At 70.3% G+C, this 24,822-nt stretch carries 17 protein-coding genes and 2 pseudogenes; 7 read left to right on the top strand and 12 right to left on the bottom strand.

Annotated elements, in window-relative coordinates:
- Window positions 1-42: 42 nt before the first annotated feature.
- The 4 genes and pseudogenes from DQ392_RS17455 to DQ392_RS17440 form a co-directional block, all read right to left on the bottom strand.
- Window positions 43-501, bottom strand: coding sequence for a hypothetical protein (locus DQ392_RS17455; RefSeq protein ID WP_114016540.1), 459 nt, complete (start codon window positions 499-501; stop codon window positions 43-45).
- 9 nt (window positions 502-510) lie between these two features.
- The gene (locus tag DQ392_RS17450; RefSeq protein WP_114016539.1) at window positions 511-2,880 is read right to left on the bottom strand and encodes a molybdopterin oxidoreductase family protein; all 2,370 of its coding nucleotides are present in this window, start codon (window positions 2,878-2,880) and stop codon (window positions 511-513) included.
- A 106-nt stretch (window positions 2,881-2,986) separates the two neighbouring features.
- Window positions 2,987-4,054 carry a tellurite resistance/C4-dicarboxylate transporter family protein gene (locus DQ392_RS17445; RefSeq protein ID WP_114016538.1) on the bottom strand — a complete coding sequence of 356 codons (1,068 nt, stop codon included), beginning with the start codon at window positions 4,052-4,054 and terminating at the stop codon, window positions 2,987-2,989.
- Window positions 4,055-4,777: 723 nt separating this feature from the next.
- A pseudogene (locus tag DQ392_RS17440) lies at window positions 4,778-4,942 on the bottom strand (FAD-dependent monooxygenase); the annotation flags it as partial.
- 443 nt (window positions 4,943-5,385) lie between these two features.
- Between DQ392_RS17440 and DQ392_RS17430 the strand changes: the two are divergent.
- Window positions 5,386-5,886 (top strand): GNAT family N-acetyltransferase, encoded by a 501-nt coding sequence (locus DQ392_RS17430; RefSeq protein ID WP_114016537.1) that lies wholly within the window; start codon window positions 5,386-5,388, stop codon window positions 5,884-5,886.
- Between the two features lie 95 nt (window positions 5,887-5,981).
- Here DQ392_RS17430 and DQ392_RS17425 read toward each other — a convergent pair.
- The 3 genes and pseudogenes from DQ392_RS17425 to DQ392_RS17415 form a co-directional block, all read right to left on the bottom strand.
- Window positions 5,982-6,320: pseudogene (locus tag DQ392_RS17425) on the bottom strand (GrpB family protein); the annotation flags it as partial.
- A 305-nt stretch (window positions 6,321-6,625) separates the two neighbouring features.
- On the bottom strand, window positions 6,626-6,808 hold the full coding sequence (locus DQ392_RS17420; protein WP_114016536.1) for a hypothetical protein: 183 nt from the start codon (window positions 6,806-6,808) through the stop codon (window positions 6,626-6,628).
- Between the two features lie 308 nt (window positions 6,809-7,116).
- Window positions 7,117-8,511 carry an MFS transporter gene (locus DQ392_RS17415; protein ID WP_114016535.1) on the bottom strand — a complete coding sequence of 465 codons (1,395 nt, stop codon included), beginning with the start codon at window positions 8,509-8,511 and terminating at the stop codon, window positions 7,117-7,119.
- A 447-nt stretch (window positions 8,512-8,958) separates the two neighbouring features.
- Between DQ392_RS17415 and DQ392_RS17410 the strand changes: the two genes are divergently transcribed.
- Window positions 8,959-10,140 carry an L-talarate/galactarate dehydratase gene (locus tag DQ392_RS17410; RefSeq protein ID WP_114016534.1) on the top strand — a complete coding sequence of 394 codons (1,182 nt, stop codon included), beginning with the start codon at window positions 8,959-8,961 and terminating at the stop codon, window positions 10,138-10,140.
- 225 nt (window positions 10,141-10,365) lie between these two features.
- On the top strand, window positions 10,366-11,292 hold the full coding sequence (kdgD, locus tag DQ392_RS17405; RefSeq protein WP_114016533.1) for a 5-dehydro-4-deoxyglucarate dehydratase: 927 nt from the start codon (window positions 10,366-10,368) through the stop codon (window positions 11,290-11,292).
- A gap of 99 nt (window positions 11,293-11,391) precedes the next feature.
- Here kdgD and DQ392_RS17400 read toward each other — a convergent pair whose 3' ends face one another.
- Window positions 11,392-12,564, bottom strand: coding sequence for an epoxide hydrolase family protein (locus DQ392_RS17400; RefSeq protein WP_114016532.1), 1,173 nt, complete (start codon window positions 12,562-12,564; stop codon window positions 11,392-11,394).
- Between the two features lie 103 nt (window positions 12,565-12,667).
- Between DQ392_RS17400 and DQ392_RS17395 the strand changes: the two genes are divergently transcribed.
- Complete coding sequence (locus DQ392_RS17395; RefSeq protein ID WP_114016531.1) at window positions 12,668-13,243, top strand: CGNR zinc finger domain-containing protein; 576 nt, start codon at window positions 12,668-12,670, stop codon at window positions 13,241-13,243.
- Between the two features lie 23 nt (window positions 13,244-13,266).
- Here the strand turns inward: DQ392_RS17395 and DQ392_RS17390 are convergent, their stop codons facing one another.
- Window positions 13,267-14,769, bottom strand: a complete 1,503-nt coding sequence (locus DQ392_RS17390; RefSeq protein WP_114016610.1) for a sulfatase family protein — start codon at window positions 14,767-14,769, stop codon at window positions 13,267-13,269.
- 59 nt (window positions 14,770-14,828) lie between these two features.
- Window positions 14,829-16,073 carry an ROK family transcriptional regulator gene (locus tag DQ392_RS17385; RefSeq protein ID WP_181856464.1) on the bottom strand — a complete coding sequence of 415 codons (1,245 nt, stop codon included), beginning with the start codon at window positions 16,071-16,073 and terminating at the stop codon, window positions 14,829-14,831.
- A 133-nt stretch (window positions 16,074-16,206) separates the two neighbouring features.
- Here DQ392_RS17385 and DQ392_RS17380 point away from each other — a divergent pair, with 133 nt between their 5' ends.
- From DQ392_RS17380 to htpG, 3 genes are all read left to right on the top strand, one after another.
- On the top strand, window positions 16,207-17,589 hold the full coding sequence (locus DQ392_RS17380) for a sugar porter family MFS transporter (protein WP_181856463.1): 1,383 nt from the start codon (window positions 16,207-16,209) through the stop codon (window positions 17,587-17,589).
- Between the two features lie 239 nt (window positions 17,590-17,828).
- Window positions 17,829-19,409 carry an FG-GAP and VCBS repeat-containing protein gene (locus DQ392_RS17375; RefSeq protein ID WP_114016528.1) on the top strand — a complete coding sequence of 527 codons (1,581 nt, stop codon included), beginning with the start codon at window positions 17,829-17,831 and terminating at the stop codon, window positions 19,407-19,409.
- Window positions 19,410-19,583: 174 nt separating this feature from the next.
- Complete coding sequence (htpG, locus tag DQ392_RS17370) at window positions 19,584-21,599, top strand: molecular chaperone HtpG (protein WP_114016527.1); 2,016 nt, start codon at window positions 19,584-19,586, stop codon at window positions 21,597-21,599.
- 171 nt (window positions 21,600-21,770) lie between these two features.
- Here htpG and DQ392_RS17365 read toward each other — a convergent pair whose 3' ends face one another.
- On the bottom strand, window positions 21,771-23,093 hold the full coding sequence (locus DQ392_RS17365) for an MFS transporter (protein ID WP_114016526.1): 1,323 nt from the start codon (window positions 23,091-23,093) through the stop codon (window positions 21,771-21,773).
- The gene (locus DQ392_RS17360; RefSeq protein WP_114016525.1) at window positions 23,090-24,787 is read right to left on the bottom strand and encodes an amidohydrolase; all 1,698 of its coding nucleotides are present in this window, start codon (window positions 24,785-24,787) and stop codon (window positions 23,090-23,092) included. The genes DQ392_RS17365 and DQ392_RS17360 overlap by 4 nt, the downstream gene beginning before the upstream one ends.
- Window positions 24,788-24,822: the final 35 nt, after the last annotated feature.

Raw genomic sequence — 24,822 nt, 5'->3', positions numbered from 1 at the left:
CAAAGGAGAGGCGTCCTCCCGCCGCTTCGTGCTGATCTCGGCTCAAGTGGCGACGATCAGGGTCTGCGGTGCCGCGGCCTTCATACGCATGCGGAGCCAGTCGAGTTGGGCCGTCGTCTCCTCGCCGTACTGCTGGGTGAGGTGGATCAGGTCGCGGTCCCGGGCGGCGCTGGCTGCTTGCCGGATGAGCGTCCAGGTGATGTCGACCAGGTTGGTGAGCTGGTAGAGGTCCTGTAGGTCACGCAGCAGGCCGGCCGGTCCGTTGCGGGCCGAGGTCACTCCTTGGGCGTGCAGGCGTTCCGGGGCGGGTTCCTCCGCTGGCGCACAGCGGTCCAGGACGGGTGTCAGCGCTCGGGCGTGTGCGGTGCACTGGCGGGCGAAGCGTGCCGTGGTCCAGTGCACGTCCCCGTCTGCGAAGTGTCCGTCGGAAACGGTCCGGTAGCCGGCGCTCAGCGTTTCCTCCGTCGCGTGGAGGAAGTGCAGGTAGGTGACCAGGTGCATGGGTTCTTCTCACTCCCTGCCGGTGTCGGCGAAAGGACGCACGGGCGCGGAGGCCGTGGTGGTGGGGGCGGGCGCGGGGCCGTCCCCGGGTCGGATCCGGGTGACGGATACCGCGGCGACTTTGAGTTCGGGCTGCTTGGAGACCGGGTCCCAGCCGTTGAGCGTGAGTTCGTTGGCGGCGGTTTCCGGGTCTCCGTAGTGCCAGGGAGCGAAGACCACACCTTCGCGTACGTGGGAGATCCGGGCGGGTGCCTCGATGCTGCCGCGCCGGGACGTGACGCGCACGACGTCGCCCTCGGCGATGCCGAGCCGCTGCGCGTCGGGCTGGGAGACCTCGACCCACATGGCGGGGGCGGCCTCGTTCAGCTGGCGGCTCCGCTTCGTTTTGGTGCGGGTGTGCCAGTGGTAGACGGTGCGGCCGGTGGTCAGCCGCAGCGGGTAGGTCTCGTCGGGTACCTCGTAGGGGTGATCGTAGGCGGCGGTCTTGAGGATGGCCCGGCCGTCGACCCTGCGGGCCCGGTAGGCGGTCTCGCCAACCGGGGCGCCGGTCGCCAGGTGGTGTCCGTAGGTCTCGCACCTCTCGTCGGCGGTGTTGAAGACGCCGTCGGTGAAGAGGCGTTCGGTGCCGTCGGGGGCGTCGCGCGTGCACGGCCACTGCACGCCGCCGACGTCGTGGAGTTTCCGGTAGGTGAGGCCCGAGTAGTCGCAGGGCCGGCCGGCGCTTGCCGCCTTCCACGCCTCGAATGCCTGCTCGGGGGTGTCCCAGGCGGGGAGCGGGTGTCCGTCCTTGTCGGCGAATCCCATACGGCGTGCGTAGTCGGTCCAGATGGCCTGGTCGCCGCGGGCCTGGCCGGGCGGTTCGACGGCCTTCTCCTGGAGGTGCACCGTGCGGTCCACGTTGGTGAACGTACCGGTCTTCTCCGCCCACAGCGCCGCCGGCAGCACCACGTCCGCCAGCTCGGTGGTCTCCGTGCGGTAGCCGTCGGAGACCACGACGAAGCACTGGTCGCCGGAGAGGATGCGGCGGGTGCGGGCGAGGTCGGTCTGGGACACGGCCGGGTTCGTGCCGGCGATCCACAGGAATCCGATCGACCCCTGCTCGGCGAAGCGGAGGATGGCGTTGGCGTCGGTGGGTGCGGACCAGTGCGGGATCACCAGCGGGTCCACGTTCCACAGGTCGGCCAGCTCGCGCACGTGGTCGGGGTTGTCCCAGTTGCGGAAGCCGGGCAGAGCGGGCCCGCATCCTGCCTCCCGGTTGTTCTCCGCCGAGGGCTGGCCGTTCATTTGAAGGATCCCTGCGCCGGGGCGGCCGAGCATGCCTCGCAGCAGGTGGAGGTTGTTGACCTGGCAGGAGGCCGCGGTGGCCTGGTGGGACTGGTAGAAGCCCATCGAGCAGGTGGAGACCACCCGCTCGCCGGTGCCGAAGATCTCTGCTGCCGCCCGGATGTCGCGCGCGGGCACTCCGCAGATCTCTGCCGCCCACTCAGGGGTCGCGTCCCGGGTGAGGCGGTCGAGCGCGTCGAAGCCCACCGTGTGCGCCCGCACGTAGTCCTCGTTCACCCAGCCGCGAGCGATCAGCTCGTGCACCAGGGCGTTCATCAGCGCGAGGTTGGTGCCGTTGCGGACGGGCAGGTGAACCGTGGCACGTTCGGCCACTTTGGTGCGCCGCGGGTCCACACACACCAGCCGAGGTGGGTCGGCGGCGTCGAGGCGGTCGAGCATACGGGTCCACAGCACACTCTGCGTCTCGGCGACGTTGTGCCCGAACAGGAACAGCGCGTCGCAGCTGTCGACGTCGGTGTAGGAGCCGGGCTGGCCGTCGGAGCCGAAGGACTCCTGGAAGGCGGAGGCAGCGGTGGCCGTGCACAGGCGGGTGTTGCCGTCCATGTGCGGGGTGCCGATCCCCGCCTTCCCGATGACGCAGAGCGTGTAGTACTCCTCTACCATCAGCTGCCCGGAGGTGTAGAAGGCGTGGCTGAGCGGGCCCTTGGTCTCCAGCAGTGACCGGGAGCGCTCCACCACCGCCGCCATGGCCGTTTCCCAGTCGGTCTCCACCAGCCGTCCGCCCTCGCGGATCAGCGGGGTGGTCAGCCGGTCGTGCTGCTGGCCCTGCCATCCGTACAGGCCCTTCGGGCCGAGCCGCCCGTGGTTGACGCGGTCTTCGGCCCGCCCCCGCACACCGACCATCTGCCCGTCCTTGACGGCCACTTCGAGGCCGCACCCGTTCGAGCACAGCAGGCAGGCGCCCCGTACCCACTCCTCCACGTCGGCCTCGGTGACTCCGTCGGCGAGGTACTGGTCCACTCGCCGGGGCCACGAGGTTCCCGAGGTGAAGGGGGTACGCGGCCCCCAGATGTCCACGACACGCTCGCTGCTCATGTTCCACCGTCCCTTTCATCTCGCTGCTGCGAAAGGTCACCATCGACTGCCCGCCTACCGCGCAGCGACCCGTTCGCAGCGCCTTTCGACGGCTGTGCCCGCCCCCTCACCGGTCCTGGTGTGCCTCGTGCTGTGCCGGGGCGGCTTCTTCCTTTCTCGGGAACAGGAGCGCTCTGCCCATGGCGACGGCTACGGCAGCCCATGCGGCGAGGCCGATCCACACCTCCACCCGGGCGATGTCGACCATGAAGTCCATGCCCGTCACACGGCCGTAACTCGCGCTGGCCGCGCCGTACATGCCGAGGGGGAAGACCATGCTCCACAGCGTGGGCTCGTATCCCACCCGCTCCCGCTCGATCAGGTGGCGCCGCACGCCGAACGACAGCAGGAACGGAATCCACCACGTGCCGAAGGCCCACAGCAGGAACGCCAGCCCGGAGATCACCTGCCGGGTCTCCGTCATGACCGGCAGGGAGGCGGGCAGCGCGAGGAGGCCGGCCGCGGCGAGCACGCTGATGGCCGTGGCGCCCATGTAGACCCAGTAGGTCGGGCTCAGCGCGTGCGGGGTGACCGGGTCGTCGAGGAGGCGGACGGTGACGAGGCCGACCAGCATCAGGTACAGCACCACCCCGATCCCCCAGAACGCGACGGCCAGCGGGGCGAAGGCCGCCGTCAGACCGGGTTCGGCCGCGGCGAGGGCGGCGGTCACGCCGGCCAGCGACTGCGTGCCGACCACCCACATGAACCAGCTGCCGTTCGTTCTCGGCAGCACCGGTCTCCGGCGGCGTCCTACCACCATGGCACCGGGGATCGCGTAGGTGAGCACCAGCCAGACCGGAACACTCGCCGCGGCGAGGGCTGCGGTGGCCAGCGTGTGACCGTCGAGAGCCAGCCGGCTGGCCAGCACGTTGGGAGCGGCTACGAGGGAGAAGTAGCCGAACGCCCGCCCGGGATCCCGGGTATCCGCCCGTACCCGCCCGGGAAAGGCGACCGCACGCCATACATAGGCCACCACGAGCAGGACGAAGGCGAGGGCGGCCACGGCCAGGAGGATGTCGGAGAGCACCTGCCAGTCGAAGGCTGCGAGCCCGGTGGAGACGATGCCGGTCGCCATCACCAAGGCGGCGTAGGCCGGGTGCAGGTCCGCGACTCCCCGGCTCAGGCGAGTCCTCATCGGGAGGCCACCACCGACTCCGGTGGTGTCACCCCGGGTGCGGTCTCACCACGGCGCGGCCGACGCGCTGTGCAGGTGCCGACGACGTAGCCCCTCCGGACGTCCGCGAGGGCCCGCGTCCTGGGAAGCACCACAGTCAATGGTCGTCTCCCTGCTGTTCAAAGCGTTGCCACGCGCTCGTAGGCCGGCGCGTGGCGGCAGTCGCTGCGCGGAGTCGGTTCGCTGCCGCATGAGGACATCCCCACAGGCCGGCACAGGTGGAACGCCCCTCTTGTCTACGCGTCGAGGGCGTAAATCCCCAGCGCATCCCTTCGTGTCGTCACCCGTCCGGCCGGTCACCTCGCCGAACGGCCCGCATGTGCCGCGGTCGCGGCGACAGCCGTGCGGATCCAGGTGCACCAGGGCGGATCCAGGTGACACACGCGCGGTCCAGATGCACCGGGGGCGAGGCGACACCAGGGCCGGTCCACGTGGCACACGGGCGGTGCGGGTGACACACGGGCGGACCCAGCGGCCCGGTGGTCCCCGCCAGAGCGCCGGAGCCCCAGCCTGCTCCGTCAGGCCCCGCTCGGAGGGGGAAGAGCGTGCTTCACCTCTGAGGCATCACGACCGCGCTCGCCCGGTCGACGCCGCAGCGGTGCCGGTGCCGTACTGGCACGTGGGGCCGTGGCGAGTTGCTGGTGCCGCTGCTTTCGCGCCTGACACTCAGGACGGCTGGAGCTCGTCGAAGAGGGCGAGGGCTTCGGCCGGGTCCAGGTTCCTGTGCCAGTCCAGTGGCACGCGGAACTGCGCGTACACCTTGACGTGGCCACCGCTGTTCCGCTGGGCGACGAGTGCGCGGTTCACGCCGTACACGGCCACGGAACCGTCGCCGACCAGTTGGCCAAGGCCGTGTACGACGGCACGGAGGTGGACGCCGAGACCTCCTTTTCGACCGGATCGGACTGGATCCTCGATTCCGTCGCGGCCGGACTCACGTGCCCGCCGACGTAACGCGCGGCCCCCGCGCGATGTGAGCGAAGGCGGGGGCGGCGCCTCACGGGCCGCGCGGTTGTGCGCCACGAGCCGCTTCATGGCTCTGACGTCGCCGTCGGGGTGCCGTGTGGGCTTCGAGACCGCCGGCACGCACTCATGGAGACCACTGCTGGTGGGGGCGTGGTGCCGCCCCGACGACGGGGCTCCGGGCGCTGGCAGCTGCCCGGCGGCACGACCGAGCCACCCGCCGAGGGCGGCCGACTTGACACGGCGAGCTGGCCCGGAAGTCCGCCAGGAGAGGTGGAGCCGGAGAAGCGGGAGCTCGCGGGTCGACCACACGCGGCACAATAAGTCCCATGCCAGACGTATCCGTTCGACTCGCAGGCGCCGCCGACCGCCCCGTCGTGGAGCGGCTCTGGCTGATGTTCAGCCATGACATGTCGGAGTTCGTCGGCCGGTTGCCCCACGCCGACGGAACCTTCCGCAGCGACCGGCTCCACAAAGCCTTCTTGGAGCCGGACTGGGCGCCCTACCTCCTCACGAGTGGTGACAGTCCTGCCGGCTTCGCGTTCGTCCGCGGTCTGAGTTCCCCGACGCGGGTGCTGAACAGCTTCTTCGTGGTGCGCGGCGCACGCCGAACGGGCATCGGGCTGCGCGCTGTTCAGGAGGTCGTGGCCATGCACCCGGGCCCGTGGGAGGTCGCGTTCCAGGAGGCCAACGACTCCGCTGTGCGCTTCTGGCGTCGCGTCGCCACGGAGATCGCAGGCGAGGCATGGTCACAGGAACGCAGACCGGTGCCAGGCCGGCCCGACGTGCCTCCTGACGTCTGGATCTCGTTCAACACCCCCGCGCACTGACTGACGACTGAGTCGCGAAGCAGGGGAAACCGCCGAGCACATTCGGGGGCACTCGCCGGCCCGGCCATACCCGGCCGGGCCGCGATGACGGGCTCGGCCGCCAGTCCCGGGACAGCGGTCGAGCCGATGTGTTCCAGTTCCGGGAACAGTCCGGGTGCCGCTGCCCGCACTGCGCCGATCGCGGCAGCGGTCTGCCGGGGCCGGCTCGGGTCGTAGTCGGCCACACGGATGCCACTGGGCTCTGACACGGCCGTCACCGTGGTCAAGGCCCGCCGCGATGTCCAACGGAGTGTGCCCGCGGGGCACGCCAGACGCCGTACCGGGCGCTGATCGCCGGTGAGGCAGCGGGTCGGCGGCTCTTCTGGGTAGGAATCCGCTCCTCGGTGGGAAGAAGGAAGAGGGGCCCGGGTTCCGCCGGGTGCTGGTACCGCCATCGTCCGTCCGTGGCCGTTCCCGTCCGCTCCGTCGCCCCCACAGGGGAACCGTTGCGCTCCACAGGGGGAACCATGCGCATCACGACCGTCCTCGCCTTACTCGTCGCCTTGCTCGGGGGTACCTTCATCGCCTCGCATGCCGCCTCTGCGGCTGCCCTATGCGGCCCCGCGCAAGCGTCCAACGCCACGGGGACCCCCGCAGGAGCTGGAGCGGGCGCCCTCACTCCGGCCCGTACCTTCGCCGTTTCGGGAACTTCGGGTGCTTCGAGCGGCAGCGTCGGCAGTCTGAGCAGCGCGGGCGGCCGCTATGTCACGAGCGGTATGGACGGCATGAGCGGCACGAGCGGGATGACCAGCACGACCAGCGTGGGCGGCATGAACAGCATGGGCGGTACGAGCAGCGCGGGCAGTACGAGTGGTGCCACTGGCGAGGGCTCCAGCAGCGGCTCAGGGGGCGCACGCGGCTGGTCCGCCGGCTCGTGGATCACGTCTGCCGTGGTTGCCGGCGTCGCGCTGCTCTTCCTCGCCGGACCCCGACTCGTCGCCCTGCTGGTGCACCCTCTGCGACGCACGAAGCGCGCACGGCGCCACAGGCAGTGACCCCCAAGGCGCGGATCTGTGTGCCGTCGTTGCCGACGTTCTCGAGGATGGCGGGGAACCACGAGCTCTCTCCGTGAGGCACGGCGTCGAGCGGACGGCGATCATCGGGGGCGTGTGCGTCGCGTGGGAAACGACGAGACCTCCGAACCAGGTGGCTCGAAGGCACGTCAGGTGCAGCGCTGGAGCGGCTGGGGGCTTATGCGGTGGCGTGGCCATGGCCGGGCAGCTCGACGCGCTTGATCTCGCGGACGATGACGAGGTAGCTGACCACGGCCATGGCCGCGCAGGCGCTGACGAAGGCGAGGGCCAGGTCGAAGGAGCCGGTGGCGTCGAGGAGCCAGCCGATGACGAGCGGTGTGACGATGCCGGCGACGGCGCCGAAGGTGTTGAAGACACCGCCGGCCAGGCCCGCGATCTGCTTGGGGGCGACATCGGACATGACAGCCCAGCCGAGCGCGCCCATCCCCTTGCCGAAGAAGGACAGGGACATGATCAGAACGACGAGCCAGGAGGCGGTCACGTAGTTGCAGATGATGATGCTGGTCGACAGCAACAGGCCGGTGACGATGGGGATCTTGCGGGCGGCGGTCAGGCTGACGCCCCGCCGGGCCAGACGGTCGGAGAGCCAGCCGCCCAGGATGCCGCCGACGAATCCGCACAGGGCGGGCAGCGAGGAGACGAACCCGGCTTCGAGGATGCTCATGCCGCGCTCCTGCACCAGGTACACCGGGAACCAGGTCAGGAAGAACCAGGTGATGGTGTTGATGAAGTACTGGCCGATGAAGACGCCGAGGGTGATGCGGTTCCTCAGCAGCGTCCCGATGTGCCGCAGATTCTGCTTGTCCGCCGTGGCTTCCTCGGCTCGCGCCTCCTCCTGGGCGGTGGGGGCGTCCAGGTCGACCAGTGCGCCGCCGGAGGAGATGTGGTCGAGTTCGCTCTTCCGGATGCGGGGGTGGCTGCGGGGAGCGTAGATGACCTTCGTCCACACCAGGGCAAGGACCACTCCGATGCCGCCGATGACCGTGAAGACGTGCTCCCAGCCCATGGCGGTGACGAGCCATCCCATCAGCGGGGCGAAGGCGACGGTGGCGAAGTACTGGGCGGAGTTGAACAAGGCGGAGGCGAAGCCCCGTTCCTTGGTGGGGAACCAGGCGGCGACGATGCGCGAGTTGCCGGGGAACGAGGGTGCTTCGGCGAAGCCGACAGCGAAACGGAGGACGAACAGCAAGGCGACCGCGGCTCCGGTGAAGAAGCCGATGGCGCCCTGCAGCATGGTGAAGACCGACCAGACGAACAGGGCCAGGCCGTAGACCTTCTTCGACCCGAACCGGTCCAGTAGCCAGCCGCCGGGTATCTGGGCGATGAGGTAGGACCAGGAGAAGGCGGAGAAGAGTACGCCCAGCTCGCCGGAGCTGATGTGCAGGTCCTCCTGCATGGAGTCGCCTGCGATGGAGAGGGTGGAGCGGTCCGCGTAATTGATCGTGGTGACGACGAAGAGCATGGCCAGGATCAGGTGTCTGATGTGACCTGTCCTGGCGGTCGCGGTGGGGATGGCGGTCGTCGGCTCGTCCTGCCGGTCGACAGCGGGCATGATCGGATCTCCTAGACCTGGGTGATGCGGCTGCGCCGCCGCGTGTGGTCCGCGCCACACAACCGGTGGCTGAGTTGACCGTAGGGACCCTCACGATGCACGTCCATGTCCAATTTTGTTGGTTGCAATACAGTGCTTGAATGACGCCTTCGTGACGCGCGTATGCCGGGCACATGTCGGGTGGGGATGTTCTGACCGCTCGCCGGAGACCGCGGGAGTGCGGCACATGCTCTTCCTGAATGAGCGCATCCAAAACTTATGTTGGACGTAAATCGTGACCGCGCCTAGCGTCGAACCCGTCGCACATGGCGCACCACGGCCGCTCACCGTTCCACGGCGGCGGAGCGCCAGGAGTACACCCACCTCACCGTGCGTCATCCGGCACCGTACTGCCACGATCCGCACCGGCCCGCACGATTCCGCACCCGCCGACCCCAGGGACACGAAGTGGTGACCACGACGAACACGACCTCTGATGCCGCGCGTACCGAGGGCGAGGCGACACTCGACAGGATCGCCTGGTTGCGTCTGTCCTCGGTGACGCTGCCGCTGGCGACCCCGATCAGCGACGCGAAGGTCTTCACCGGCCGGCAGAGGCCGATGACCGAGGTGGCGTTCCTGTTCGTGGAGCTGGCGACCGAGCAGGGGCACGAAGGTACGGGCTTCAGTTACTCCAAGCGGGCCGGCGGTCCCGGTCAGTTCGCCCACGCCAAGGAGGTCGCCGAGGCGCTGATCGGCGAGGACCCCAGCGACATCGGGAAGATCTGGACCAAGCTCGTGTGGGCCGGTGCCTCCGTGGGCCGCAGCGGCCTGGCCACCCAGGCCATCGCGGCCTTCGATGTCGCCCTGTGGGACCTCAAGGCCAAGCGGGCCGGACTGCCGCTGGCCAAACTGTTGGGCGCCCACCGTGACTCCGTGCGCTGCTACAACACCTCCGGCGGCTTCCTGCACGCCCCCACCGAGCAGGTGCTGGACAACGCCGAGGCGGCCCTGGCCAGCGGAATCGGCGGGATCAAGCTCAAGGTCGGTCACCCCGACGGGAAGTACGACCTCGCCCGCCTGACCGCGGTACGCGAGCACATCGGTGACGAGGTGCCGCTGATGGTCGACGCCAACCAGCAGTGGGACCGGCCCACCGCCCAGCGTATGGGCCGTGCCATGGAGGAGTACGGCCTCGCCTGGATCGAGGAGCCTCTCGACGCCTACGACGCCAAGGGGCACGCCGCCTTGGCGGCCTCTCTCGACACCCCGGTCGCCACCGGCGAGATGCTCGCCAGCGTCGCCGAGCACGTCGAGCTCATCCGCCACGACGCCGCCGACATCATCCAGCCCGACGCGCCTCGCATCGGCGGCATCACACAGTTCCTCAAGCTGGCTGCCCTGGCCGAACACCACCAGTTGCAGCTCGCGCCCCACTTCGCCATGGAAATCCACCTCCATCTCGCCGCGGCCTACCCCATCGAGCCCTGGGTGGAGCACTTCGACTGGCTGGAGCCCCTGTTCAACGAACACCTGGAGATCCGCGACGGTCGGATGCACGTCTCTTCCCGGCCCGGCCTCGGCTTCACCCTCAGCGAGCAGGCTCGCGCCTGGACCGTCGCCACCCACGAGTCCGGCACACGCCCCTGACATGCCGCCGTCGGCCAGGGAGCGACGGCCGGCGCTCGGCGTCACCGAGCCCCGGCGCGGACAAGTCCGGCAACGGGCGGCGGGACCCCTACGCGGGCACCGGGCCTCTCCGGCCCCCGGTCGGACCGCCGGTCCCCCACGCCGTCTCGCGCAACCTCCGTCTCGCGCGGCCCCCGCCTCGCGCAACAGACACACACACTCGCCAACTACAGGAGACGCAGTCCCATGACGTCCTTCACCCCGGCAGAACTCGGCCGCCGTATCGGCTCAGGGCTGCTGTCCTTCCCGGTGACCCACTTCAAGGACGACCTGTCCTTCGACGAGGACACCTACCGCCGGAACATCGTCCGTCTCGGCCGGTACGACGTCGGCGGGCTCTTCGCCGCAGGCGGCACCGGCGAGTTCTTCTCCCTCACACCCGACGAGGTCGAACGGGTCGTCACCGCCGCCACCGACAGCGCCCCCGACGGCACCCCGATCCTGGCCCCGGCCGGCTACGGGACCGCCACCGCGGTCGAGTTCGCTGCCGCGGCCGAACGCTCCGGCGCCGACGGCATCCTGCTCTTCCCTCCCTACCTCACCGAAGCCGGCCAGGAAGGGCTGGCCCAGCACGTCGAGGCGGTGTGCCGCGCCACGTCCCTGGGTGTCGTCATCTACAGCCGCGCCAACGCGGTGTACCGCGCCGACACCGTCGCCCGTCTCGCCGACAGCTGCCCCAACCTGATCGGCTACAAGGACGGCGTCGGCGACATCGACACCGTGACCCGCATCCACGCCCGCCTCGGCGACCGTCTCACCTACATCGGCGGGCTGCCGACCGCTGAAACGTACGCACTGCCGTACCTTCAGCTGGGTGTGACGACCTACTCCTCGGCCATCTTCAACTTCCTGCCCGATTTCGCCCTCGACTTCTACGCGGCCGTACGCGAACTGCGCCAGGTCGATGTGACCCGCATGCTGTCCGACTTCGTGCTGCCCTACACCGAGATCCGCAATCGCCAGGCCGGTTACGCGGTCAGCATCGTCAAGGCCGGCATGGCCGCCACCGGACACGCCGCGGGCCCGGTCCGGCCCCCGCTCACCGACCTCACCCCGCAGGAGTTCGACGAGCTCTCGGCCCTGATCGACAAGCTGCCCGGCACGACAGCCTGACTCTGACCTTGTTCCCACGTGGAGGTGGCGGGCCCGGGTGACCCGGCGCTCTGCTGGGGGGCCGCCGCCGGCCGGGCGCCGCCGGGCACCCGGCCGCGCTCACCGACGAGCGGCCAGCACCGCCGCGAGGCCCTCTTGCAGGTCTTTGACGAAGTGCTCGGGGACCTCCAGCGACGGGAAGTGTCCTCCGGCTTCGGGCGACCTCCATCGGACGATCTGCCGGTACCGCTCCTGTGCCCAGGCGCGCGGCGACTTCTCGATGTCGCGGGGGTACATGGTGATCGCCGAGGGGACGTCGACCCGCAGTTCCGGGTCGAGCGAGTTGTGGCTCTCGTAGTAGATGCGAGCCGACGACGCGCCGGTCCGCGTCAGCCAGTACAGGGTGACGTCGTCGAGAATCCGGTCCCTGGATATCGTCTCGAACGGGCTGTCCTCGGTATCTGTCCACTCGGCGAACTTGTCGAGGATCCAGGCGAGGAGCCCGACGGGCGAGTCGACGAGCGAGTAGCCGATGGTCTGCGGCCGGGTCGCCTGCTGCTTCGCGTATGCCGCGCGGTGGCGCCAGAAATGGCGGGTCTGCTCGGTCCATTCGCGCTCGCCCGTCGTCAGCCCGTCCGTTGTCAAGCCGGGCGGTGCCTCCGCGAACGTGGTGTGGATGCCGAGGACGTGCGCCGGGAACCTGCCGCCGAGAACCGTGGTGATGTTGCCTCCCCAGTCGCCGCCGTGGGCCACGAACTCGCCGTAGCCGAGCCTGTCCATCAGTTCCACCCACGCGCCCGCGATCTTCTCGGTGCCCCACCCGGTCGTGCTCGGTTTGTCGCTGTAGCCGAAGCCCGGGAGCGAGGGGATGACGACGTGGAACGCCGGCGCTTCCGCGTTTTTCGGATCTGCCAGCTCGTCCACTACGTCGATGAACTCGGCGATGCTGCCTGGCCAGCCGTGGGTCAGGATCAGTGGAGTGGCATCCGCGCGCGCCGACCGGCGGTGCAGAAAGTGGATTCCCAGGTCCTCGATGGTCGTGCGGAACTGGCCGATCTTGTTGAGGCGCTCTTCGAACGACCGCCAGTCGTACCCGGTACGCCAGTAGTCCACGACCTCGACCAGGTCGGCGAGAGGAACGCCCTGCCCCCAACGGCGAGGGCCGGGCCCGGCGCGGTGCACCGTCTCCGCCTCGGGCAGCCGCGCCGCGGCCAATCGTGCGCGCAGGTCTTCGAAGTCGGCGTCGGTCGCGTGGGCTTCGAAAGCTTGCACGTCACTGGTGGGGCGGGGCATGAGACCTCCTGGCCGTCGCGGAACCGGTCACGACCCATCGCGAACCGGCTTTGCCGGTTCTAGCAGGTTGTCGAGCCATGCCGCAACCGCCTAAGGTGGTTCCATGCGTGATGGGTTTCCTGACTTCCGCCTCGGCAACGTGCTGGCGACCAGCTTCACGGGGACTCTCTCGGAGCGTCAGGGCAACGCCGTGGAGCGCATCCCCACGCCGCAACGGCTGGTCGACTGGCTGGTGGTCAACGGCCTCGCCGTCGACTCCTGCACCCCTGTCCAACTCGACCTCGCCCGGGAGCTGAGGGAGTCGATTCACGCCGCCGCGACAGCGGCCGCGCTCCAGGAGGCTCTCCCCGCGTCCGCGCTCCAGGTCATCAACGACCGCAGCGCCCAGGGCCGGGCCGCGGCGATCCTGACGGCGGAGGGCGAGCGGCACTGGCGGCTCGGCTCCGCTTCCCGCGTGGAAGACGCCCTCGGCGTGATCGCCGCCGACGCGATCAGCGTCGTCGCGGGCGAACGGGACGGGAAACTGGCCTTGTGCGCCTCACCGACCTGCCGGGCCGCCTTCTTCGACACCAGCCAGAGCCGCACCCGCAAATGGTGTGACATGAACACCTGCGGGAACCGCCAGAAGAAGGCGCGATTCCAGGCGAACCAGCGCAGAGGCGCCAGGCCAGCAGGGTGACCGCAGGCCCTTGGCGGACCGGATCACCGGGTGCCGTCGGCCGACCGCGGCGGGTCGGCGTCCTCCTTCTCGAAGGAGGACAGCGTGGTGTCGTAGTCGGTCGGGACGTCGTACATGGGCGTCATCCAGTGGAAGAAGTTGTCGCCCCGCTCGCGCAGCAGGTGATACAGGCGGTGCGTCAACTCCGTGCGCACACCGCTCAGTTCCGGATGCTCGTACCGGTTGAGGAGTTCGTCCGGGTCGGTTTCGAGATCGTAGAGCTCGTTGTGCGACTCGGGGTTGACGACGAGCTTGTAGCGCCGCGTGCGCAGCATGCGTTGCGGGTACGGGAAGTGGTGGCCGTGGTACTCGGCCAGGTGGTGCTCGTCCCATGCGGGGTGCTCGCCGCGCGCCAGCGGCAGGAGGCTGCGGCTGTCGACGGCCGGGGCGGGGTCGCTGCCGGAGAGCTCCAGGATCGTCGCCGTGAAGTCGGTCAGCGAGACGAACTCGTCGCGCACCTGTCCCGCCGGCGCGCCCGGCACCCGCAGCAGTCCCGGGATGCGGTAGATGTCCTCGTACATGGCCGGGCCCTTGTCGTGCAGCCGGTGGGCGCCGGTGAACTCACCGTGGTCGGCGGTGAAGCACACCGCGGTGCGCTCGTCGAGGCCCAACTCCCGTACACAGTCGAGGATGCGGCCGATCTGTTCGTCGATGAGGGTGACGTAGCCCCAGTAGACGGCGATCAGTTTGCGGCTGTCCTCGATCGGCATGGTGTCGAACGCCCACAGCTTGCTGTAGTTGCTCTGGACGGGCGGCTTGCCCGCGAACGTCTCCCCCACCGACGCCGGCAGCTCGACCAACTCCGGGTCGTACAGGTCGAAGTACGCGTCGGGGAGGATGTACGGCAGGTGGGGGCCGAAGAAGTGGGTGGCGAGGAAGAAGGGGTCGCCGTCTTTGCCGCTCTCGCCCTCGGCGAACCGGTGGAGCATCTCGATGGTGCGGCTGGCCAGATAGTGCTCGAAGGTCGCTTCGACGGGCTGGTGGAGCCGGGCCGCGAGGAGGTTCCCGGGGCTCCCGTTGGGGGTGGTGCCACGCATCCGGTCGCTGATGGCGTAACCGGGGAGGTCGTTTTCTTCGAGGTAGGCCAGGTAGTCGGGGTGGTCGACGGGGTTGTGCCAGCCCGCGAGGTCAGGACCTTCGAAGCCGTAGTCGGCGGCGGTACGCCTCACGCCGCCGTGCCACTTGCCCAGCAGACCGAGGTTGTAGCCCCGGCTGCGCAGTTGCCCGGCGAAGGTGAACTGGTCGTCGGCGAGGTCTTCCAGGTACCCCACGTTGCGCTCGTAGTTGGCGAGGAGTTTGTGCCGGAAAGGCGCGGCTCCGGTGAGCAGGCTGGCCCGGGCGGGCGTGCAGATGGCCGTGGGGGTGTAGCAGCTGTCGAAACGGGTGCCCCGCGCGGCCAGGCGGTCCAGGTTCGGCGTGCGCACGTGCGGGTTGCCGTAGGCGCCGAGGGTGTCGACCCGGTGCTGGTCGGTCATGAGGAAGAGCATGTTGGTACGCACTGCGGTGCCTTTCCGGTCGTTCGAGTGCGGTCCGGTCGAGACCGGGATCACGACGCGGCGGTGGCCGAGGCCGCGTCCGCCACGCCCGGGGCCGGTGCGCCTCGCATCGCATAGCCGGCGAGCAGGGGCGACTCGTGGAAGACGAGAGCGAGCGCGCCGAGCGCCCCGGCCTTGTCGGCCAGGACGGCCGGGACGAAGCGCACACCGCGGTTGACCCGCGCGGCCGTGTAGCGGCGGAAGGCGGCTTCGGCCGGGTCGAGGAAGAGTGGGCCCAGTTCCGCGACCTCACCGCCCAGGACGACGCGCTGCGGGTTCGCCGTGCTGCACGCGGCCGCGAGGGCCCGGCCAACGGCGCGCGCAGCGCGTTCGAGGGCCGCGCACTCCCGCTCCTCGCCGGCTGCCAGCGCCTCGGTGAACCGGCTCCAGCTGCGCCGGCCCGCGGCCCGCAGCAGCGCGGGCACGGACGCGGCCTGCTCCAGGCAGCCGTGCCCCCCGCACCAGCAGCGGGCGCCCTCGGCGTCGACGCTGATGTGGCCGATCTCGCCCGCCGCACCCTGGGCGCCCCGGAAGAGCCGTCCCTGCGCGACGAGTCCGCCGCCGACGCCGTACGACAGCGTCACGTGCAGCGCGTCACCCGCGCCGCGCGCGGCGCCCCAGATGGCCTCGCCGAGCGCGGCCAGGCGCGTGTTGTTGTCGGCGAGCACGGGGACGCCGAGGGATTCGGCGACGCGGTCCGCGACGGACTGCCGGTGCCGGGGCACCCCTGGCGCCATGTCGCCGGCAGGCCCCGCGCTCCCGCCTGTCGTCTCCCCGGGACCCGGCGTGCCGATGCCCACACCGCTGAGACCCGCGAGGTCGATGCCCTCACGTTCGGCGAGGTCGCGGAGCAGGGCGAGGGCGGCGTCGGCCTGCTCGCGGGCGCTGCCGCGCTTCGGCCAGTGGACACCGCCGGAAGCGGTGACCTCGTGCGCCGCGTTGGCGACCGCGATCCTGAGACGCTCGCGGCCCATCTCGATGCCGACAGCCTGCGCCGAGCTCGGGTTGAGCGTGAGCCGGTGCACGGGCCGGCCACGGCCTGCGGGGGCTCCGCCCGTGCAAGCGGGCTCCTCCAGCAGCACGTTGTCGGCGAGGAGCCGGCCCACGATGCCGGACAGGGTGGTACGGGAGAGTCCCGTGGCCGTGGCCACGTCGGCCCTGCTGCTCGGGCCCTTCCGACGGAGGACCTCGAGTACGCGCTCCATGTTTCCGTAGCGCAACTGACGCAGCACGGTGGGGTTCTTGACCACTGCCATGGCACCCATGCTGCCCAGGCCCCCTATTTTCGTCAACACTTCGACACAAGCCTGTGAACTGGTTACCGACCTCTTGATTTTCGACGAGGACTTGACGCTAATGAGGCGCAGCCGTCAAGCAAGGGAGCCCGTCATGCCTGCCGCCACCCCGGCCACGACGCACAACCCACCCGACGCACGCGCCCGGTCCCGCCGCACCTTCCTGCTGTATCTGTGCGGAGCGTTCGGCGGGCTGCTGTCCGGATACGACATGGGCATCGTCGCCGGGGCCCAGCTGTTCCTCACGCGCGACCTCGGTCTGAGCTCCTGGATGCAGGGGGCGTTCGTCAGCTCGCTGATGATCGGCGCCATCGCCGGCTGCTTCGGCGCCGGACCGGCCACCGACCGCTGGGGGCGCCGCCCGGTGATGCTGGCGACCGCGGTGCTCTTCGGCGCGGGTGCGCTGGGCATGGCCCTGGCCACCGGCCCGTGGACACTGATCGCTTTCCGTGTCGCGACCGGAGTCGGTGTCGGCGCCGCCTCCGCGGTGATCCCCAGCTACCTCTCCGAGCTGGCGCCGACGCGTATCCGCGGCCGGGTGTCCACGCTCAACCAGATGATGATCGCGATAGGCATCTTCGTCTCGTACCTGACCTCGTACGCGCTCTCGGGCGCGGGCGCGTGGCGGTGGATGCTCGGCCTCGCCGTCGTGCCCGCGGTGGTGCTCTTCGTCGGGATGTGGCCCCAGCCGGAGACGCCGCGCTGGCTCGTGACGAAGGGCAGGGAGGACGAGGCGCGCACCGTGTTGCTGCGGCTGCACAAGCCCGCCGAGGCCGAGGCCGCGCTCCGCGACATCCACGCCGCCGCGCAGACCGAACGCCACTCGCGCGGCCGCGTACGGGAGCTGTTCGCGACCCGCCAGGTGCGCCGCGGTCTCGGCATCGCGGTCGCCATGGCCGTCATCCAGCAGGTCATCGGCTCCAACACGATCGTGTTCTACGCGCCGACGATCCTCAAGGCGGCCGGGTTCGAGGACTCGGCCGCGCTGCTCAACAGCGTCGGACTCGGCATCCTGTCGATCTGCACGACCTTCGTCACCGGACGTCTTGTCGACCGCGTCGGCCGCAAGCCCCTGCTGCTGACCGGGCTCGTCCTGATGGTGATCAGCATGAGCACCCTGTGCGCGGTCTTCTCGCTCGGCCTGCTCGACCAGACCGCCGGCAAGGTGGCCGCCGTCGCCAGTCTGGCGGTCTTCAAGGTCGCGTACTCGCTGAGCTGGGCACCGCTGCTGTGGGTGATGCTGCCCGAGCTCTTCCCGCTCCGGGTGCGCAGCGTGGGTGTCAGCGTCGGCTCCGGCACCAACTGGGCCGCGAACTTCGCCGTCTCGCTGGTCTTTCCCACCCTCCTCGCGGCAGGCGCGGGTGCTGCGTTCGCCCTCTTCAGCGGCGTCTGCGTGCTGGCCTTCGCGTTCACGGCCGTCTACATCCGGGAGACTGCGGGCCGCTCCCTCGAGGCCCTGGAGCGGGCGGCGAGCTGACAACAGCCTGAGTCCGGACCGGGAGTCGGAGCGCTCGGCTGGTCCCGGGCGGGACAAGACCTGGGCGGTCGTCTCCCCGCCGCCACGCCGGGTGCTGTCCGCGTCCGCGAAGGTGAAGCGGCGTGCGTGCAACCGCGAGGGGGCCGGGAGAAGTCAGAGACGAGAGAAGGAATGGAACGTGCGGGGCATCGGACCCTGAGCTGCCCCGCCACAACCGCCAACGCGCTTTTGGAGAACTTGTGACCGAGCGAACCGGCCTCCGTCAGCATTCCCTCCGTCGGCGGAACGGCCGTATCGCCGTCGCCGCCGCGGCGACCGTGATCGTCGCCGCCGCGGTGCCGCTGGCCTGGGACGGCGTCACCGGTTCGTCGAGCGATCCGGCCGCAGCGCACAGTCAGGCCGGCCCCGCGAAGACCGCGCCGCAAGCCGACTTCGACAACGACGGGAACGCCGATCTGGTGGCACTCAGCGACTTCGCCGACCACCTGGCCGTGAACTACGGCTCCGACGACGCGGGCAGAACCGGGCGACGCCAGTTGATCGGTCAGAAGGTCACCGGCACCCCGTCCAAGAGGGGCGACGGTGTCGGTTTCGGCGAGCACGCCGTGACACGCGACCTGGACGGCGACGGCTACACCGATCTGGTCGCGGACGTCGAGACCTATGGCAATCCCAAGAAGGACGGCGCGCACAGCGGTGCCCTCGTCCTGTGGGGCTCCGACGACGGGCTCGACGCCGGCAGTGGCACGTATCTCGACGATGTGCCCGGCAACTTCAGCGTGGACCAGCCCGGCAAACACACCCTTGTCGGCGGCGACTTCGACGGCGACGGCCACGCCGACCTCGTCGTGCAGGTCGGCGACGGCAAGGGTCTGCTGAAGGGGCCGTTCACCCGCGACGGACGAGCGGCAGCGACCGCCGAGGTGCCCCGGCAGTCGCTGCCTCAGGGCGCGTCGCTGTCCGACACGGTGGCCGGAGACCTGAACGGCGACGGCACCGACGACCTCGTGAGCGTCCACGAGTACGAGGACGACGCCGCGGGCGGCGGAAAGAAGTCCGCCTTCCTCGCGGGAAGCAGGGACGGCTTCGAGAAGCCCGATACCTCAGTCCTTCCCGGCCTGGCCTCCGGCGCCGTCGTCGGTGACGTCGACAAGGACGGTCACGCCGACCTGATGGCGCGCAGGCACCCCGAGGGAGCCGCGGCGGACAGCAACGTCGACGGTCCTGTGGAGGTGTTCTACGGGTCCGACGAGGGGCCGGAGCCGGATGACGCGCGGCATACCGAGATCGACCAGGACACCGAAGGGGTGCCCGGGAGGAAGGCGGACGAGGAGCAGTTCGGAGACGCACTCGACGCCGGCGACTGGGACGGGGACGGCTACGCCGATGTCGCCGTCGGCACCCCCGACCAGTCCGGTGCCGAGAACAAGGACGGACCGTCGGCGGGTGCGGTGACCCTGCTCAAGGGCGGGCCAAAGGGCCTGACCGGCCATGGGGCGCAGCTGCTCGACCGGCCCACGGGCGGCGGTGCGCAGGACGCCGAGGACCGTGAGGCCACGGGCGCCGAGGACGCCGGGGCGCCCGGGGACGGCGACCGGTTCGGGGACGCCGTACGCCTGCTCGACGCGGACGGCGACGGCCGAAGCGACCTGGCCGCCGGCGCCCCAGGACAGGGCGGCTCCGGGGCGGCGTGGGTGGTGCCGAGCACCGGCGGGAAACCGACCGGCCGCGGCGGCTACTCCACCGTGCCGGAGGACTACGGCACCATCCCACGGCACGAGGCTCGAGACGGCGACTTCGCGAACGGCTTCGCGCGGTAGCCCCCTGCCGCGTGGGCGGCCACGAGCGCCTGGCCGAGGCCCGGTTCGGGGCGCTTCCGCCGCGGGCCGCCACAGCACCCCGCAAGGACGGGGCGGCGTCCGGCCCGTCCGCTCGCATACAGTTCCATGAAGTCAATTCCGTCACCGGATGGCCTGAGAAGGAATCAACGGATCATGTCGAGCGAGACCACCGAGACCACCGAGACGTTCGAGTTCCAGGTGGAAGCCCGTCGGCTTCTGCAGATGATGGTGCACTCCATCTACTCGAACAAGGACGTGTTCCTGCGGGAACTCGTCTCCAACGCCTCCGACGCGCTGGACAAACTGCGCCTTCAGGCGCTCCGCGACGACTCCCTCGACGCGGACATCTCCGACCTTCACATCGACATCGAAGCCGACAAGGAGACCCGTACGCTCACCGTGCGGGACAACGGCATCGGCATGTCCCGCGACGAGGTCGTCGAACTCATCGGGACGATCGCGAACTCGGGCACCGCCCAGTTCCTGGAGAAGCTCTCGGACGCGCAGCAGGCCAAGGACGCCGGCGAGAGCGGTGACTCCCCCGCGGCGGAGGAGCTGATCGGGCAGTTCGGCATCGGCTTCTACTCCGGCTTCATGGTCGCCGACGAGGTGACGCTGGTGACCCGTCGCGCGGGCGAGAAGCAGGGCACCCGCTGGAAGTCGGCCGGCGAGGGCAGCTACACGATCGAGACCCTCCAGGACGCCCCGCAGGGCACCGCCGTCACGCTGCACCTCAAGCCGGTGGACACCGAGGACAGGCTCTACGACTACACCTCGCCCTGGAAGATCAGGGAGATCGTCAAGCGGTACTCGGACTTCATCACCTGGCCCATCAGGATGGCCGCCGAGCCGGTGGACGTGCCGGCCGGCCAGGAAGCGGACGGCGAGGAGGGCGAGACCGGACAGAGCGGCGAGGACGAGGCCACCGAGGCCGCCGCACGCGAGCCGGAGACGCTGAACTCCAGGAAGGCCCTGTGGGCCCGCCCGCGCAGCGAGGTCTCCGAGGAGGAGTACCACGAGCTGTACAAGCACCTCAGCCACGACTGGAACGACCCGCTGGAGACGATCCGCCTGGCGGCCGAGGGCACGTTCGAGTACCAGGCGCTGCTCTTCATTCCCTCCCAGGCGCCGCACGACCTGTTCCAGCAGGGTGCCAAGCGGGGCGTGCATCTGTACGTGAAGCGCGTGTTCATCATGGACGACTGCGAGGCGCTGCTGCCGCCTTATCTGCGGTTCGTCAAGGGCGTCGTCGACGCGCAGGACCTCTCGCTCAACGTGTCGCGCGAGATCCTGCAGCAGGATCGCCAGATCCAGCTCATGCACAGGCGTCTGGCGAAGAAGGTGCTCTCCACGGTCAAGGAGATGCGGACCGCCGCGCCGGAGCGGTACGCCACGTTCTGGCGGGAGTTCGGCAGCGTCCTCAAGGAAGGTCTGCTGAGCGACTTCGAGAACCGCGAGACCCTTCTGGAGGTCGCCTCCTTCGCCTCCACTCACGACAAGGACGAGCCCACCACGCTCGCGCAGTACGTGGAGCGGATGAAGGAGGGCCAGGAGCACATCTACTACGTCACGGGGGACTCGCGCTCGGCCGTCGAGAACTCGCCGCACATGGAGGCGTTCCGGGCCCAGGGCATCGAGGTGCTGCTGCTGACCGACCCGGTCGACGAAGTGTGGGTCGAGGCCGTCCCCGACTTCGGCGGCAAGCAGCTTCGCTCCGTATCCAAGGGCGAGGTCGACCTCGGCACCGAGGAGGAGAAGCAGGAGCGGGAGACGGAACGCGAGGAGCGGCAGCGGGAGTTCGCGGACCTGCTGTCGTGGATGACCGAACGGCTGGGCGAGGACCTCAAGGAGGTCCGGCTCTCCGCACGGCTGACCGACTCGCCGGCCTGCATCGTCTCGGACACGCACGATGTGACGCCCGCGCTGGAGCGGATGTACCGGGCGATGGGGCAGGAGGTCCCGCACAGCAAGCGGATTCTGGAGCTCAACCCCCAGCACGCGCTGGTCAAGGGGCTCAACCGGGCCTACGGCGAGCAGACGGACCACACGGAGCTGGGCGAGACCGCCGACCTGCTGCACGGCATGGCGCTGCTGGCGGAGGGCGGTGAGCTGGAGGACCCGTCGGGCTTCGTGAAGGTGCTCGCCGACCGCCTGGAGCGCACCTTGTGAGCGCCCGGGTGGCTGTGTTCCCGCGGACGGCGCTGACCGAGGGGAGCCGAGCGGGGAACACAGCCACCCGGCGCGCGGTCGGGGCGATCGCGGTCTTCCCGCCGTGGGCCGCTGCCGCAGCATCGCTCGCGGCAGAGGGCCCACGGCCCGCGGGGAGGGCCGGCCGCCCTCTCAGGACACCGTGGAGGCGGGTGCCGTCGGCGTCCCGCTGTCCGCGGGTCCGGCGTCGTCGGTGTACTGCGGCGCCTTCAGCAGGCACGCGATGCTCAGCGCGCACATGGCGACGAGCAGCACGATGACCGGGACGATGCTGTCGGTCGCCTGGAACATCAGCGTCGAGACCACGGGTGAGAGGCCGCCGAAGAGTGCGCCCGCCACCTGGTAGGTCACCGAGATGCTGGTGTAACGCGCCTGGGGCCGGAACATCTGGGCCAGCACAGCGGCCACCGGACCGTACGTCGCGGCCATGACCAGCCGCATCGCCGCGAAGACCAGGAAGATCAGCACGGTCGAGCCGGAGGAGACCACCAGGAACTGCGGCGTGGCCAGCACGGCCACCGCGGCCAGGCCCCAGATGACGACGCGGACGCGCCCGAGCTTGTCGCCCAGCCACGCGACGCCCAGGGTGGCGACGAGTTCGACGACGGCCGCGACGCTGAGCGCGTTGAGCACCACCGTCTCCGAGAGCCCCACGCTGGGGTCGGTGGCGTAGGCGGTGATGAACGTGGTCACCAGGTAGTAGCCGCCCACCGCGATCGGGAGCGTGCCGATGCCCAGCAGGATGGGCTTCCAGTTCGTCTTCAGCGCGTACGTCAGCGGCAGGCCCTCGTCCGGTTCGGGCTCCGCCTCGAACACCGGCGACTCCTCCACCTTGAGCCGGATGAGGACGCCGATGACGATGAGCACCGCGGACAGCAGGAAGGGCACACGCCACGCCCACTCCTTGAGCGCGCCGTCGCCGAACGTGGACAGCAGGCTGAACAGGCCGGTGGACAGGAGGGCCCCGGCCGGGTTGCCGAGCTGGGCGAAGCCGCCGTAGAAGGTCTTCTTCCCCTCCGGCGCGTGCTCGACGGCCATCAGGACGGCACCGCCCCATTCGCCGCCGACCGCGACGCCCTGCACGAAGCGGAGCAGGACGAGCAGGATCGGGGCGAGCACGCCGACGCCGGAGTACGTGGGCAGCAGGCCGACGAGGAACGTCGCGGCACCCATCATGGTCAGAGTGATCACGAGCGCGCTGCGCCTGCCGAACCGGTCGCCGATGTGTCCGAAGACGATGCCGCCCAGCGGCCGCGCGAAGAATCCGACCGCGTAGGTGGCGAAGGCCGCGGCGATGCCGGTGAGCCGGTCGGTTCCCTCGGGGAAGAAGACGCTGCCGAAGACGAGGGACGCGGCGGTGGCGTAGACGTAGAAGTCGTACCACTCGATGGTGGTTCCGACGAACGCGGCGATGCCCGCCTTGCGCGCCTTGCGGGATTGAGCGTGTCGCGTCACGGCTGCCCCTCGGTCGACGTGGCTGTGGTGGAGTGCTGGAGCGCGCCGTCGACCCACGTCTGGAGGACATCGATCGCGGCGATGGATCCGGGGTCGACGGTGAGCGGGTCGGCGCCCAGGACGGTGAAGTCGGCCAGTTTGCCCGGGGTGATGCTGCCGATCTCGTGCTCGCGGCCCAGAGTGCGGGCCCCGCCCAGCGTGTGCGCGGCCAGCGCGTCGGCCGCCGGGATCCGCAGGGAGGTCTCGCCCAGCCGGTGCCCGCGCCGGGTGACGCGGGTGACGGCCGCCTGCACCGCCTCCAGCGGCTTCGGCTCGGCGACCGGCGCGTCGGAGCTGAGCGTCACGGGCACCCCGGCCTCCAGGAACTCCCCGAGCGGGTTGAACCGCTCCCCCGGGGTGCCGATCGCCTCGGTGACGCCTTCGCCCCAGTTGTAGTAGTGCTGAGTCTGGTTGACCGGGTGGACGCCCAGCCGGCGCATCCGCTCGATCTGTGCGGGCGTCGGCAGTCCGCAGTGCTCGATCCGGTGCCGGGTGTCAGGGCGGGGGTGACGCTCCTGGGCCGCCTCGACGGCGTCGAGCACCATCTCTATCGCGTCCGGCGACTGGGCGTGGGTGGCCGTCTGGAGCCCCACCGCGTGCGCCCTGGCGATGAGCTCGCGGTACGCCTCCGGCTCGTGGTAGAGCTGCCCGGTGCGGCAGGGGTCGCCGACGTAGCCGTCGGGGAAGTAGGCCGTCCAGCCGCCGAGGGTGCCGTCGGCGTAGAACTTGATGCCCGCGAAGGAGAGCCGGGCGTTGCCGAACGCGCCGTGCATGCCGGTGTCGATCACCTGGTCAAGCAGGTGGCTGAGCAGATACATGCCGACGCGGGTGCGCAAATCGCCGGCGTCGGCCAGCCGCAGGTACGTGTCGAACTCGCGGCGGGTCACCTGGCAGTCGCCGATCGTCGTCACGCCGTGGGCGAGGAACCGCTCCTGGGCGGTGCGCAGTTGCCGCAGGTGCTCGTCGGGTTCGTCCCCGAGGTGGAAGTTCGGGCCGTGGCGGCCGATCTTGACGCCGCCGACGCCGGTGAGGATGTTGCAGGCGGCGTCCGACACCTCGCCGGTCAGCTCCCCTTCGGCGTCACGGAAGAACGTGCCGCCCTCCGGGTCCGGGGTGTCCCGGGTGACGCCGTGCCGGGCCAGGGTGGCGCTGTTGACGACGCCGCCGTGGCCGCTGGCGTTCATCAGGTACACGTCGCGGTCGGTGCTGACCTGGTCGAGCTCCGCCCTGGTGGGGTGGCGGCGCTCGGCCAGGTTGCGGTGCTCGTAGCCGTAGCCGCGCACCGGCCGGCCGGGCGGCAGGGTCTCGGCCGCCGCGCGCAGCAGGGCGACGATGGCGGGGATGTCGGCCGCCTTGTCGGGCCCGCAGTCGACCCAGCTCATCATCTGGCCGTACATCAGGGGGTGGGCGTGCGGGTCGACGAAGCCCGGCACCACGACGGCGCCGCCGAGGTCCACCTCCTCGGCCGTGCGGCCGAGCCGCGCCGCCGCGGCCCGGCACTCCCGGAGAGTGCCGACGGCGCCGAACCTGTTGCCGTGCACGAGGAACGCCTCGGCCCTTTCGGTGTCCGGGTCCACGGTGCGCAAGGTGGCGCCGGTGAACAGGGTGGTGGTCGCGTCCAGGACTGACGTCTCCTGGTGGCGCAGTGCGCGCATGTGTTTCCTCGTGCGGGGTCTCGGGGGCGTGTGCG

The sequence above is a fragment of the Streptomyces reniochalinae genome (assembly GCF_003323735.1).
Lineage (GTDB): Bacteria > Actinomycetota > Actinomycetes > Streptomycetales > Streptomycetaceae > Streptomyces > Streptomyces reniochalinae.
This window is presented reverse-complemented; position numbering and strand designations above follow the sequence as displayed.